10 protein-coding genes are annotated in these 14,535 nt (G+C 66.3%); 7 read left to right on the top strand and 3 right to left on the bottom strand.

The annotated features are described in order from the left end of the window. A partial coding sequence (locus ACPUER_RS27160; protein WP_425132601.1) for an MG2 domain-containing protein occupies positions 1–5,441 on the bottom strand: 5,441 nt, incomplete at its 3' end. Positions 5,442–5,748: 307 nt separating this feature from the next. Between ACPUER_RS27160 and ACPUER_RS27155 the strand changes: the two genes are divergently transcribed. The 7 genes from ACPUER_RS27155 (at position 5,749) to ACPUER_RS27125 (ending at position 12,294) form a co-directional block, all read left to right on the top strand. Continuing rightward, a complete protein-coding gene (locus ACPUER_RS27155; RefSeq protein WP_175959253.1) occupies positions 5,749–6,249 on the top strand; it encodes a sugar dehydrogenase complex small subunit in 501 nt (166 codons plus the stop codon). Further along, complete coding sequence (locus ACPUER_RS27150) at positions 6,249–7,868, top strand: GMC family oxidoreductase (protein ID WP_072438782.1); 1,620 nt, start codon at positions 6,249–6,251, stop codon at positions 7,866–7,868. The genes ACPUER_RS27155 and ACPUER_RS27150 overlap by 1 nt, the downstream gene beginning before the upstream one ends. Before the next feature lie 2 nt (positions 7,869–7,870). Beyond that, entirely contained in the window at positions 7,871–9,148 is a 1,278-nt protein-coding gene (locus ACPUER_RS27145) for a cytochrome c (RefSeq protein ID WP_175959252.1), read from the top strand. Positions 9,149–9,319: 171 nt separating this feature from the next. Beyond that, positions 9,320–9,739: a DoxX family protein gene (locus ACPUER_RS27140; protein WP_174382050.1), complete on the top strand. Its 420-nt coding sequence runs from the start codon at positions 9,320–9,322 to the stop codon at positions 9,737–9,739. A 56-nt stretch (positions 9,740–9,795) separates the two neighbouring features. Then, entirely contained in the window at positions 9,796–10,899 is a 1,104-nt protein-coding gene (locus ACPUER_RS27135; protein ID WP_175959251.1) for a porin, read from the top strand. A 412-nt stretch (positions 10,900–11,311) separates the two neighbouring features. Next, positions 11,312–11,779: an NUDIX domain-containing protein gene (locus tag ACPUER_RS27130; RefSeq protein ID WP_175959250.1), complete on the top strand. Its 468-nt coding sequence runs from the start codon at positions 11,312–11,314 to the stop codon at positions 11,777–11,779. Between the two features lie 14 nt (positions 11,780–11,793). Beyond that, positions 11,794–12,294: a (d)CMP kinase gene (locus tag ACPUER_RS27125; RefSeq protein WP_175959249.1), complete on the top strand. Its 501-nt coding sequence runs from the start codon at positions 11,794–11,796 to the stop codon at positions 12,292–12,294. A 112-nt stretch (positions 12,295–12,406) separates the two neighbouring features. Here ACPUER_RS27125 and ACPUER_RS27120 read toward each other — a convergent pair whose 3' ends face one another. Both ACPUER_RS27120 and ACPUER_RS27115 read right to left on the bottom strand, forming a co-directional pair. After that, the gene (locus ACPUER_RS27120; protein WP_425132600.1) at positions 12,407–12,949 is read right to left on the bottom strand and encodes a cysteine hydrolase family protein; all 543 of its coding nucleotides are present in this window, start codon (positions 12,947–12,949) and stop codon (positions 12,407–12,409) included. A 232-nt stretch (positions 12,950–13,181) separates the two neighbouring features. Further along, positions 13,182–14,501, bottom strand: a complete 1,320-nt coding sequence (locus ACPUER_RS27115; protein WP_425132599.1) for an MFS transporter — start codon at positions 14,499–14,501, stop codon at positions 13,182–13,184. Between the last annotated feature and the right edge of the window lie 34 nt (positions 14,502–14,535).

Below are 14,535 nucleotides of genomic sequence, written 5' to 3'. Positions count from 1 at the left end.
GCGGTGGCCGACGCCGGCGTGTCGGCCGGGGCCGGCGCCTGCGACCACGAGATCGCGCGCTCGTTGCCGCCGAGCGCGACCTTCGTTGAGCCGGAGACGGGCGTGCTCTCGTAGGTGCGCGAGAAGCGCTCGACCGCGAGCAGCCCGAGCGCGTTCGACGTCGTCGTCTGCCATGCGCCCTGGCGCTGCAGCGCGAGCAGGCCGGCCGTGACGCGCGGCATCTCGTCCTTCCACGCCGGGTCGCCCGCGAATTCCATCGCGAGACGCGCGGCGTTGGTCTCGTTGCTGGTCATCAGCCACCACAGGTCGTCGTCGCGCGCGGTCGAGAACACGAGCTGCGTGCCCTGGTACGTGAGGCGCGCCCGCAGGATCTGTTCGACCTGCGCGCGTTTCTCGTCGCGCTGCGGGATGTCCTTCACGCGCGTCAGGATCGCGTGATAGTCGATCACCGCCGACGTCGGCCACTGGTTCGGCGCGATCTCGATCGAACCGAGCATGCGGCCTTGCACGGCACCGTAGCGCGACAGCGCCTCGATCGCGGCGAGCTTGCGCAGGTCGCGATCCTGGCGCGGCGCCCACGCGTTGCGCTCGATGCGGCCGTCGACGAAGCGCGCGAGCCCGGCTTCGAGCTGCGTGCGCAGGTCTTCCGGCAGCGCGAAGCGCGGGTCGGCACGGCTCGCCTCGTCGGACAGCACGAGCAGGTACGACGACAGCGTCGGACTGCCGTGGTGCGAATCGTCGGACGACGGCGGGAAGTAGCTCGCGAGCCCGTCGCTGTCGAGATAGACGGGCATGCGCGCGACCAGCGCCTGCCATTGCGCCGGGTCGCGCAGGCCGATCGCGCGCGACGCCTGCTGTTCGAGGCAGCGGTACGGATAGCGCTCGAACCAGCGGCGCACGCCGGGCAGGCCGTCGGCAAGCTTCGACTGCAGCGACACGGCGATGCCGCCGCGCGGCGTGCCCTGTGCGTTGCTGACGGCGCCGGCCGGTGCCGACACGGGCACCGTCAGCGTGCCGTCGACCTGCGCGAGCGTCGCCTGCTGCACGGTTACCGGCAGTGCAGGGACGACCTTCTGTGCGACCGCCAGCGCGTCGGACGCGCGCTTGCCGCCTTGCTCGGCCGCTTCGATGCGCCAGTTCAGCGCGCCGGCCGCGTCGAGCGCCTGCTCGGGCACGGTGATCGTCCACGCGACCTCGGTCGCCGTATTGGCCGCGAGCGACACGGTTTGCGGCGCGACCTCGAGGCCCGTCACGCGCGGCGTCACGACGACCTGCATCGCGCGGTCGGTCGTGTTGCGCAGCGTGACCTGCGCGCGGAACGCGTCGCCTTCGCGCACGAGCGGCGGCAGGCCGGAGATCAGTTGCAGATCCTGCGTGCTGCGGATCGACGTGCTGCCGGTGCCGAAACGGTCGGGGCCGACTGCCGCGATCGCGACGATCCGGAAGCGCGTGAGCGCGTCGTTCAGCGGCACCTCGACGGTCGCACTGCCGTTCGCGTCGAGCGTCACGCGCGGATTCCACAGCAGCAGCGTGTCGAACAGCTCGCGCGTCGGCGCGCTGCCGCCGCCGCCGCCGCCGGCCGGCACGGCCTTGCGGCCGAAATGGCGGCGGCCGACGATTTCCATCTGCGCGGTGGCCGTCTCGACGCCGTACGCGCGCCGTCGCAGCATCGCGTCGAGCAGGTCCCAGCTGTTGTTCGGCATCAGTTCGAGCAGCGCCTCGTCGACGGCCGCGACCGCGATCTGCGTGCCGGCCGGCGCGGGCTGGCCGTTCGGCAGCGTGACCTTCACGTGCGCCTGCGCCTTGCCGCGCACCGTGTAGCGCGTCGCGTCGGTCGTCACGGTCACGCCGAGACGGTGGACGCCCGTGCCGACCTTGATCTCGCCGAGGCCGTAGCGGAACGCGGGCTTCGACAGGTCGACGAATGCGGTCGGCGCTTCATAGTGGCGGCCTTCGCGCCAGAACGCGCGCGCCCATTCGACCGGCGCTTTCCAGCCCCACGTGAAGAACGAGTACCACGGCACTTCGCGAATCCGGCCGCGCAGCGCGAGCACCGACACGTAGACGTTCGGCCCCCACGATTCGCCGACCTTCAGGTCGACGGTCGGGTTCTTGCCGTTCAGTTCGACGATGTGCGTTTCCATCACGCCGCCGCGTTCGACCGCGACGAGCGCGGTCGCGTAGCGGAACGGCATGCGCACCTGGAAGCGGGCCGTTTCGCCCGGTTCGTACGAGGTCTTCTCCGGGATCACGTCGATCCGGTCGGTGTTGTCGCCGCCGAACCAGAGTTCGTCCTCGCGCGTGACCCAGACCGACGTCGATGCGTTCGACGTGCGGCCGTCGCCGTCCTTCGCGACCGCGATCAGCTGCACGTTGCCGGCCTGTTCGAGCGTCGCGTCGCAGGCCATGCGGCCCTTGTCGTCGGTCTTGCCCGAGCACAGCACGCCGAGGTCGCGCGTGTCGCTCTTGTTGTCGTACGCATAGAAGCCGCCGACCATCCGCTTGCGCGACGACGTCGTGATGTGCGCGACGCCCTTGATCTCGATCGGCACCGATGCGCGCGGCTTGCCCTGCAGGTCGACCGCGAGCGCCTGCACGGGCACGCGCTGGCCGACCGACACCCAGCGGCCGGCCTTGATGCCGGCCACCACCGCGGCCGGCCACAGGATCGTGTCGCCCCGGATCGTCTGCACTTCGCCGTTCGGGTCGGAGAACGTCGCTTCGAGCGCGATGCGCTTCGGCGCGTCGACGTCGGGCAGGCCCTTGAGCGTGACCGAGCCCGCGCCGTTGCGGTCGAGCGTCAGCGGCAGCTTGTCGGCGATCAGCTTCGTCGCGTCGGGATCGTGGTTCGACGACGACGCGTTGTCGCCGTCCTGCGAATCGTCGTCGGCGTTGCCGTCGCTCGTGTCGGGGCGATACGGCGTGAAGCTGAAGTCCTCGAAGCGATCCGCGAACGGCGGCGATGCCCACTTCATCAGCGCCGACACCTGCACCGGCAGGTTCGATGCGCCGCCGCCCGACACGTAGTCGATCTGCACCGCGAGCGGCGCTTCCTTCACCGCGACGAGCGGGCTCTTCTGCGCGTCGCGCGCGCCGATCGATCCCTTCAGCACCGGCAGGCGGAACGCCTCGACGCGGAAGCTGCCGCTGTAGTAGGTGGCGGTCGGCGCGTCTTCCGGGCCGCCTTCGAGCGCGACGCTGTATTCGCCGAGCTTCGCGGCCGGCGGCAGCGTGAACTGCGTGTCCGCGCTGTGATCGGCGGCCCACGTGAGCGGCAGCTTGTACGTCTGACCCGTGCCGAGATGGCGGATCGTCACGCGCGTCGGGTATTGCGACGGGAACGCGAGGCTCTGCAGCGTCTCGGACCGGATGAAATGCTTCATCGACACGGTTTCGCCCGCGCGCAGCAGCGTGCGGTCGAACACCGTGTGCGCGCGCATGGTCGGCGCGCTATCGGTGTCGGTCGGCACGTTGAAGCGCCAGGATTCGATCCCGCGGTTCCAGCCCGAGCTGACGAATGCCATGTCGTGGCCCGTCTTCGGATCGTCGACGCGCGCCGACACGAAGTAGTCGTCGAAACGCTCGGACGAACTGCATTCGTGCTTCGGTTCGAACGACCCGTCGATCTTCAGCAGGCCCTGCGCATCGGTCTTGCCCGCGGCGATTTCATCGCCGTTGCAGTCCGACACGCGAATCTGCGCGTTCGGCACGGGCTTGCCCTTGTCGAGCGTCGTGACCCACACGAGGTTGTTCTCGCGGCCCTGTTTCAGGTGCACGCCGAGGTTCGTGACGAGCACGGTGGTGCGCACGTACATGCTCGACGGCTTCGCGAGCAGCGAGCGGCCGAGCGCGGGCGACGCGAGTTCGAGCACGTAGAAGCCGGGCTTGTCGATCGGCACGCCGACGATCTCGAACGGGCGCAGCGTCTTCGGGTCGGCCTGCGGCAGCGTCAGCGCCTGCGCGCCGGGCTCGCCCTTGAGCAGCGACAGCGATCGTACGTCGATGCGGCGGTCCTTCGGCGCGGGCTGCTTTTCGCCGGCCTGGAGCGGCACGTAGACGGGGTGCTGGCCTTTGCGTTGGAGCAGGCCGGGAATCTGGCTGTCGATCGAGTCGGCCGTCATCGACCAGTTGTCGAAGCGGTCGACGGTGCGCATCCACTGGCGGATCGCGGTGTCGTTCTCGACCTTCAGGTTCGCGAACTGCGCGCCGCCCGCGTTGAGGCCGGCGATATGCAGGTCGGCCTCGACGTTGCGCAGCGTGACGGGCACGAGCGCCGGCGTATCGGGTTCGGCGAAGCGCTCGACGATCCCGAAGGTGCCCGACGAGAATTTTGCGAGCGGCGGCATCGGCGCGGTGCGCGTCGCCAGCGGGAACAGGTCGGCGTTGGACAGCGAGCGGTCGGTCACGTCGCGCAGGCCCGACGGCAGTTCGATCGTCAGCGCGGCCTGCGCGGGCAAAGGCGGGTTGAACGTGACGGTCGTCACTTCCTCGCTGTGGTCGTCGGCCGCGAAGGTCGGCGACAGCGAACCGTCGGAGCCGCGCAGCTTGATCGCCTCGGCGTTCTTGCGCGAGATCGGCGCGTTGAACGACAGCGTGAGCGGGCGCAGCGGCGTGCAGGGCGCCTTCGCGTTCTCGCGTTCGCACGAGAAGCTCGCGGCGAACGGCGCGCGCACGGTGAAATCGAAGCGCCGTTCGGTTTCGTTCGCGATGCCGCTCGGGCTCGCGACGCCCTTGCCGTACACGAGCTGCATCTTCGCGCTCGCCGGCAGCGCCTGCGAGCACGACAGCGTCAATACGCGCGCGGCGTCCTTCTTCAGCCCGAAATGGTCGAGCAGTGCGTTGCGCGTATCGTCGTCGGCGGCCGTGACGGGAATGCGGTTGCCGATGCCGGCCGCTTCGCACCAGATGTTCGCGAGCGCCGAGCGCGGTTCGGCCGGGCCGTTCAGCTTCATCACGAAGACCTGCCGTTCCTCGATCTCGCGCGAGCCGGGGCGCACGTTCACCGGGAACGGGCCGCCCGTCTGGAACGTGAAGCGGCGCGGGCCGCTGGCCGCATTGCCGGCGACCGAGCGCAGCGTGTCGTTGAGCGCGACCGAGCAGCGTACCCCGGGCGGCAGGTCGTTTTCGAAATCGTAAACCCAGGTCTTGTCGTCGAGCCAGTGACCCTGGCCGCGCGCGGCGGTCGAATCGTTGCAGGTCACGCGCGCGGGATTCGGCGCGGATGCCGAGCCGAACGCGACCATCGGTTCGTCGAACTTGACGACGGTCTGCCGGACTTCGGTGACGGTGCCTTGCGGCGACACGCTCACCGTGCGCGCCGCGAGCGCATGCAGCGACAGGGCCGCGGCGCCGCCGAGCGCCGCGACGGCGCCGATGCGCCAGAGCAGCCGAGTGGTGTGGTTGGTTCGATTCGTGTTGTTCTGTTTGTCGTGCTGCTTCATCGCTCGATTGCCCTCGGAGGGAAGCTTTCTGTTTGATTGCACGGGATTCTAACCGACCGTCGTGCGCACGCATCGTCGCGCGCAGCCGCAGGTCGCCGGCATGCGACACCGGTGCGTCTGTCGCAGATTTGTCGCGTCGACGACACAAAAATGCAGCGAAATGTCGATTATCGCGGATTGCGGAACATTTAATGGACTATAAAAAGATTGTCCGATCCGATTTGTGCGCGTACATTTCAGGTCCGCGCCGAAATTTGAGAAATATCAAGCGTGGTTTTCCCGAATCCGGCGTTCGAGAGAAGGAAACATGCACAACGACAACACTCCCCATTCGCGTCGCGATGGCGACGCAACCGGCATCACGCGGCGTCAATGGCTGCAGGGCGCACTGGCGCTGACGGCGGCGGGCCTGACGGGCTCGCTGGCGTTGCGGGCCCTGGCCGATGCGCCCGGCACCGCGCCGCTCGATACGTTCATGACGCTCTCCGAAGCGTTGACCGGCAAGAAGGGGCTGAGCCGCGTGCTCGGCCAGCGCTTCCTGCAGGCGTTGCAGCAGGGCTCGTTCAAGACGGCCGACAGCCTGCCGCAACTCGCCGGCGCACTCGCGTCCGGCTCGCTGAATCCCGATCAGGAAGCGCTCGCGCTGAAGATTCTTGAAGCGTGGTATCTCGGCATCGTCGACAACGTCGTGATTACCTACGAAGAGGCATTAATGTTCGGCGTCGTATCCGATACGCTCGTGATCCCTTCGTATTGCCCCAACAAACCCGGCTTCTGGGCCGAAAAACCGATCGAGAGGCAAGCCTGATGGCCGATACCGATACGCAAAAGGCCGACGTCGTCGTCGTCGGATCGGGTGTCGCAGGCGCGATCGTGGCACACCAGCTCGCGATGGCGGGCAAGTCGGTGATCCTGCTGGAAGCCGGCCCGCGCATGCCGCGCTGGGAAATCGTCGAGCGCTTTCGGAATCAGACCGACAAGACCGATTTCATGGCGCCGTACCCGTCGAGCCCGTGGGCGCCGCATCCGGAATACGGCCCGCCGAACGACTACCTGGTCCTGAAGGGCGAGCACAAGTTCAACTCGCAGTACATCCGCGCGGTGGGCGGCACGACGTGGCACTGGGCCGCGTCCGCGTGGCGCTTCATCCCGAACGACTTCAAGATGAAGACCGTGTACGGCGTCGGCCGCGACTGGCCGATCCAGTACGACGACCTCGAGCATTATTACCAGCGCGCCGAGGAAGAGCTCGGCGTGTGGGGCCCGGGCCCCGAGGAAGACCTGTACTCGCCGCGCAAGCAGCCGTACCCGATGCCGCCGCTGCCGTTGTCGTTCAACGAGCAGACGATCAAGAGCGCGCTCAACGGCTATGACCCGAAGTTCCACGTGGTGACCGAGCCGGTCGCGCGCAACAGCCGTCCGTACGACGGCCGACCAACCTGTTGCGGGAACAACAACTGCATGCCGATCTGCCCGATCGGCGCGATGTACAACGGGATCGTGCACGTCGAGAAGGCCGAGCAGGCCGGTGCGAAGCTGATCGAGAACGCGGTCGTCTACAAGCTGGAAACCGGCCCGAACAAGCGCATCGTCGCGGCGATCTACAAGGACAAGTCCGGCGCCGACCATCGCGTCGAAGGCAAGTACTTCGTGGTTGCGGCGAACGGCATCGAGACGCCGAAGATCCTGCTGATGTCGGCGAACCGCGATTTCCCGAACGGCGTCGCGAACAGCTCCGACATGGTCGGCCGCAACCTGATGGACCACCCGGGCACCGGCGTGTCGTTCTACGCGAACGAGAAGCTGTGGCCGGGCCGCGGCCCGCAGGAAATGACGTCGCTGATCGGTTTCCGCGACGGCCCGTTCCGCGCGACCGAAGCCGCGAAGAAGATCCACCTGTCGAACATGTCGCGCATCAACCAGGAGACGCAGAAGATCTTCAAGGGCGGCAAGCTGATGAAGCCCGAGGAGCTTGACGCGCAGATCCGCGACCGTTCCGCGCGCTACGTGCAGTTCGACTGCTTCCACGAAATCCTGCCGCAACCCGAGAACCGCATCGTGCCGAGCAAGACGGCCACCGACGCGATCGGTATCCCGCGCCCCGAAATCACGTATGCGATCGACGACTACGTGAAGCGCGGCGCCGTGCACACGCGCGAGGTCTATGCGACGGCCGCGAAGGTGCTGGGCGGCACCGAAGTCGTCTTCAACGACGAGTTCGCGCCGAACAACCACATCACGGGCGCGACGATCATGGGCGCGGATGCACGCGACTCGGTCGTCGACAAGGACTGCCGCACGTTCGACCATCCGAACCTGTTCATCTCGAGCAGTTCGACGATGCCGACCGTCGGTACGGTAAACGTGACGCTGACGATCGCGGCGCTCGCGCTGCGGATGTCGGACACGCTGAAGAAGGAAGTCTGACCGTGCGGAAATCTACTCTCACTTTCCTCGTCGCCGGCTGCCTCGCGCTGCCGGGCCTCGCGCGCGCGGCCGACGCGGCCGATCCGGCGCAGGTCAAGCGCGGCGAATACCTCGCGATTGCGGGCGACTGCATGGCGTGCCACACCGCGAAGGGCGGCAAGCCGTTCGCGGGCGGCCTCGGCATGCCGATCCCGATGCTCGGCAAGATCTACACGAGCAACATCACGCCCGATCCCGATACGGGCATCGGCAACTGGACGTTCGACGACTTCGAGCGTGCGGTGCGTCACGGCGTCTCGAAGAACGGCGACAACCTGTACCCGGCGATGCCGTACGTGTCGTACGCGAAGATCAACGACGACGACGTGCAGGCGCTGTACGCGTACTTCATGCACGGCGTCGAACCGGTCAAGCAGGCGCCGCCGAAGAACGAGATCCCCGCGCTGCTGAGCATGCGCTGGCCGCTGAAGATCTGGAACTGGCTGTTCCTGAAGGATGGCGTGTACCAGCCGAAGCCGGCGCAGAGCGCCGAGTGGAACCGCGGCGCGTACCTCGTGCAGGGCCTCGCGCACTGCAGCACGTGCCACACGCCGCGCGGCATCGCGATGCAGGAGAAGTCGCTCGACGAGACGGGCGGCAGCTTCCTGTCGGGCTCGGTGCTCGCGGGCTGGGACGGCTACAACATCACGTCCGACCCGAACGCGGGGATCGGCGGCTGGACGCAGCAGCAGCTCGTGCAGTACCTGCGCACCGGCAGCGTGCCGGGCGTCGCGCAGGCGGCCGGCCCGATGGCCGAGGCGATCGAGCACAGCTTCTCGAAGATGACGGAATCCGACATCGGCGCGATCTCTACGTATATCCGTACGGTGCCGGCCGTCGCCAGCGGCGACGCGAAGCAGTCGCGCTCGTCGTGGGGCAAGCCGGCCGAGGACGGCCAGAAGCTGCGCGGCGTCGCGCTCGCGTCGTCGGGCATTGATCCGGCGCGGCTGTATCTCGGCAACTGCGCGACCTGCCACCAGATGCAGGGCAAGGGCACGCCGGACGGTTATTACCCGCCGCTGTTCCACAACTCGACGGTCGGCGCGCCGAATCCGACCAACCTCGTGCAGGTGATCCTGAACGGTGTGCAGCGCAAGGCCGGCAGCGAGGACGTCGGCATGCCGGCGTTCCGCCACGAGCTGTCGGATGCGCAGATCGCCGCGCTCACGAACTACCTGACCGGGCAGTTCGGCAATCCGGCCGCGAAGGTGACCGAGCAGGACGTCGCGAAGCTGCGTTGACGCGGCGGGCGACGGCGCAGGGCGACAACAGAAAAGAGGAGGAGCACAGCACATCGGGCCGAGCCCGATGCCGGTTGTTGCAGAGCGGGGCGGGTAGTGCAGGCGGCTGCCCGTCCCGGTTCATTGGCAATCCGGTGCGCCAGCCGCGCATCGTTTTCGTTGATCGACACCATGACACCGAATCAACCGTTTCTCGCGTCCCAGCGCGATGTGCTGCTGCTGCTTGCCCGTATTCTTCTCGTGATCCTGTTCGTGATGTTCGGCTGGAAGAAGATCGTCGACTTCCCCGGTACGATTGCGTTCATGGGTTCGGAAGGCGCGCCCGCGCCGATCGTGTCCGCGGCGATCTCCGTCGCGATGGAGCTGTTCGCCGGGATCGCGATCCTGGTCGGCTTCCAGACGCGGCCGCTCGCGCTGCTGCTTGCGCTGTATACGATCGGCACCGGCCTCATCGGCCATCATTACTGGACGATGACGGGCGGCGAGCAGATCAACAACATGATTCATTTCTACAAGAACATCGCGATCTCGGGCGGCCTGCTCGCGCTCTGCGCGGCCGGCCCCGGACGTTTTTCGATCGATCGCGGATGACCGGGCGCGCGCATGGGGCGCGCGTCGGATGGTCGAGACTCCGAGGGGGCATCATTTTGCGACTCAAACATTTAGCATGGCTGATCGCGGCCGCCACGCCGGCGGCCGCATTCGCACAAACGAGCGTGACGCTGTACGGCCGTGTCGACGGCGGCGTCGAGTACCTGAACCACATCGCGACGCCGAACGGCAGCAAGTCGCGCTGGAGCGCGGAAAGCGGCGACTGGGGCACCAGCATGTTCGGCCTGAAGGGCATCGAGGATCTCGGCGGCGGGCTGTCGACGGTCTTCAACCTCGAAACCGCGTTCCAGGTGATGAACGGCCAGACGGGCGGCGGGCGCATGTGGTCGCGGCGCGCGTATGTCGGTCTGAAGAGCGACACGTGGGGCCAGCTGCAGGCCGGCCGCAACCTGTTCATCGACAGCGACGGCGTGTGGGAATTCGATCCGTTCGTGCAGCAGGCGTTTTCGTCGGCGTCGCTCGTGCGCGGCCGCAACTGGCAGCAAAGCAGCAACAACATCGAATATCACAGCCCGGTGATCGGCGGCTTCGACGTGCAGGCGCAATATGCGTTCGGCAACCAGTCGCGCGGCTTCAACTACGGCGCGGCCGACGATTTCGGCCGCTCGGACGGGATCATGATCTCGTACCACTCGCCGGTGCTCGACGTGCGCGGCATCTACGACGAACTGCGCGACAACAACGGCAAGTTCAGCAACATCTTCACCGCGTCGCGCGAGTACTTCGTCGGCGCGAACGTGAAGGTGTCGAAGTTCAAGATCCAGGGCGCGTATACGCACTATCAGGCGCCGGACAGCCCGGCCGGTGTCGCGGATCGCGCGGATCACTACTGGCTCGGCGCGACCTACACCGCGACGCCGCAGTGGGCCGTGACGGGCGGCGGGTATTACGTGAAGGTCGGCGATGGCGGCGGCGATGCGTCGCATGACCCGTCGGGCCACGCGATCATGTATGTGCTCGGCACGACGTACAACCTGTCGAAGCGCACGTTCCTGTACGGCACGGTCGCGTATGCGCGCAACGGCGGGAATTCGAACTTCTCGTTGCTCGCGACGCCGCGCGACGCGACGTCGGGTACGAGCCCGCTGACGGGCGAGTCGCAGACGGGGGCGTATGTGGGCATGATGCATACGTTCTGAGCGGGGCGGGTTGAGCAGGTGAAAGGCACGGGCGGTGAAGGCTCGTGCCTTTTCGCGTTTATGGGGCTTGTCGGATCGTCGTGGTACGCGCACATTGGCGCATGGTTATTTGTAGCGGTCGCACCCGGTCGATTTCGAAAGCATTTCACCGGATCGTTGGCATGCCTGGCTGCATTTCGCCGCTCATCAAGTGCGTCGCGCCAGTTTCAGGCGATGCTATATGGCTGGAACACGTCGCGTCCGCCCGTTTCGGCGCCGCCGGTCTTGTAGTCAGAGGGGGCGGTCGAGCATCGCGCTACCGATAAAACACGCTCGGTTTATTCACATTCTTTGAATGTTTTTACGGACCGAAAATTCCACGGCGAAGTCTCTGTTTCGTCGGGGTGGGGCGGTTCTGGCCGGAAGAATTATCGTGCTGATCAAGAACAAGGTACTGGTCTATCTGACGTGGGGAGACAGATTGCTCACTTTCACGCAACCTCGGTTCCCGGAAGCCGGGAGGCAGGTGATTGCGGGCACGATGGATCAGGACGAAATGCCGGTGGTCGCCGCACTGCGCGAGCTACGCGAGGAAAGTGGCATCGACGATACCGAAGCCGTCCGTATTCTCGGTGACTACTTCTATTCGATGAGGAAATTCGGAAGAAGCGAGATTCAGCACCGGCATGTCGTGCATGTCACGGTGAGCGACTCTGTTTGCATGAACGGGTGCTGGACGCATTTCGAGACCGATCCAGATTCCGGTGGCGAGCCCATTGAATTCAAATTTCAGTGGCTTCCCCTCTTTGGAGCAGAATTCGCGCTGACAGGCGGACATGATTTCTTCTTGCCCATGCTGAGACACTTCATGCGTGAGCACCCGGAAATCCGGATAACGTGAACTGAGACTGAAACATGAAGGTTTGTATCGTAGGCCCGTCGGGTGCGGGGAAATCGACGATCGCCGTGGAATTGGCGCGCACATTCGGTATCGCCACGTACGGATTCGACAACATCTATTGGGACACGAGTGGTGTGGAGTTTGTGAAGAACACGGATGAGTCGATGGCGCAGGCCATTGAAAAAATCATCGAGCAGGACAACTGGTTTGTCGAAGGCGCGTACGACAAACGAATGTATCGGCTGCTCGTCGAGTGTTCATTGATCTTGAGGGTGGAGGTTTCGTTCGGCGTGAGAGCGATACGCCTGATCAAGCGCTTCATTCATTCGACGATGATGGGCAAGTTGCCCAAGGAGACCTTCGGGAACACCGTCGATTTGATCAAGTTCTCGTATCGTTTCGACAAGCGGCTCAGCGGATTTCTGTCTAGAGACGCAGCGCTCTTGAGGAAAGTTGTTTCAGTCCACGACACATCGTCGTGTATCAAAGCGATGCGCGCGACGGGGCTTTGCTGAAGTTATTGGCGCATAGCGGATCTCGCTGCCGCGACGAGAGCCGTGCCCGCATGCGCGATTCACGGGCACGGCGTTGTCGTCGTTGCCTGACCTTGTCGACGATCCGATCGGTTTAGAACACGCACGCCTCAGTCGTCGTCAGCATCGCGAACGGCCCGTCGAGCGTTGCGTTGTGATGCGCGACGATCTGCTCGGCCCGCAGCGTGGGTGTATCCATGCAGGTGTGCGCATCGGCGACGAGCACCGCGCGAAAGCCGAGATCGGCGGCGGCGCGGCAGGTCGTATCGACGCAGTATTGCGTCTTCATGCCGGTGACGACGAGTTCGCCGATGTTAGCCGCGCGCAGCCATTCGGCGAGCCGCGTGCCCGCGAAGCAGTTCGGCCGGGTCTTGTCGAACAGCGTGTCGCGTGCGGCGTCGATCGCGAGTTCCGGCAGCAGCGCGGCAAGCGGCGAATCGGGCGCAATCGGCGAGCCGGCGGGCCCGGTGTGGCGCACCGCGAACACAGGCGCACCGGCTTCGTGTGCGCGGCCGATCAACCGGTTGATGTTCGCGAGCACACGTTCGCCGTCGTGCGGACGATCGGGACCGTGAAACAGCCCAACCTGCATGTCGACAACGAGCAGCGCGCGTTTCGGGGAAGGGGCTTCGGACATTGCGTTTCTCCTGAGTGACCGATACGGACGGAGAAACGACAAGACCCCATCCGGAACCGGCGGGGCCTGTGAGGAATCGGTGCGCTACGACCTTGCGCGCACTCGCCGCACGAGCCCGCCGAAGGCGGTCGTGCGCGTGGTGGTCAAAGAAATGGTCGTGGCGTGGCGCATGGAGCGATCATGCCCGATGCGCGCGCACCACGTCAATCGCGTGCTGCGCATCGGCCGCCGCTCAATCGAGCGACTTCCCGGCCTTCTCGTCCATGCATCGCACCGCGAACAGCGTCAGCACGCCGCACCCGATCGCATACCACGCAGGCGCATTCGGATTGCCGGTCGCCGCGATCAGCCACGTGACGAAGAACTGCGCGAAGCCGCCGAAGATCGCGACGCCGACGCTATACACCAGCGCACCGCCGGTCGCACGCACGGCCCGCGGGAACAGCTCGCCGAGCATCGCGCCGGTCGCGCCGATATTGATCGCATGCACGATCGACAGCGCCGCGATGATCGACAGCAGCGACATGGCGCCCGGCCAGCGGTTCAGCGCGATGAACGCCGGGTAGATCGCGGCCATCAGCACGATGCGCGTCCACCAGACGATCCGGTTGCGCCCGTAGACGTCGGACAGGTGGCCGCCGATCGGCGTCACGAGCATCAGGATCGCGCCGGCGACGCAGCCGGCCGTCATCGACAGCCAGGTCGGCAGGTGCAGCACCTGCACGCCGTAGATCGCCATGTAGAACACGATGATGTAGTGGATCGACGTGCCGCCGATCGTCACGCCGAGGCCCGCGAACACGGCCTTGCCGTGATGGCGCAGCACGTCGGCGAGCGGCAGCGACGCGACCGGTTCGTCGTGCGCGGCGGCAGGCGTAGCGGCCGGCACTTCCTCGACGGTCTTGCGCAGCCAGTAGCCGAGCGGCACGAACAGCGTGCCGATGATGAACGGCACGCGCCAGCCCCAGCTTTCGAGCTGTGCGGCATTCAGCGTCGACGTCAGCGCGACGCCGGTGAGCGCGCCCGCAAGCGCGGCGAGCCCCTGGCTCGCGAACTGGAACGATGCGTAGAAGCCGCGACGATGCTGCGGCGCCTGTTCGAGCAGCAGCGTCGTCGACGCGCCGACTTCGCCGCCCGATGCGAACCCCTGCAGCAGGCGCGCGAGCACGAGCAGCAGCGGCGCGGCGAAGCCGATCTGCGCGAAGGTCGGCGCGACCGCGATCGCCGCGGTGCCGAGCGCCATCAGCAGCAGCGTGAGGATCATCGCCTTCTTGCGGCCCGCGCGGTCGGCATACATGCCGATCACGAGCCCGCCGAGCGGACGCGTGACGAAGCCGACGCCGAAGCTCGCGACCGCGAGCATCAACTGCCCGAACGACGAATGCACCGGAAAGAACAGCTTGCCGATCAGGATCGCGAAGAAACTGTAGACCGTGAAGTCGTAGAACTCGAGCGCGTTGCCGACGGCGGCGGCCGCGATCAGCCGGCGTTTCTTCGCGGCGGCGCGGGCATCGACCGGCGTGCCGGCAAACGGAAGGGCGGACGTTTCCATGGGGTTCCCCCGATAAGCGCGAAACTGCGTGGTG

The sequence above is a fragment of the Burkholderia sp. DN3021 genome (assembly GCF_049805555.1).
Taxonomy (GTDB): Bacteria; Pseudomonadota; Gammaproteobacteria; order Burkholderiales; family Burkholderiaceae; genus Burkholderia; species Burkholderia pyrrocinia_C.
This window is presented reverse-complemented; position numbering and strand designations above follow the sequence as displayed.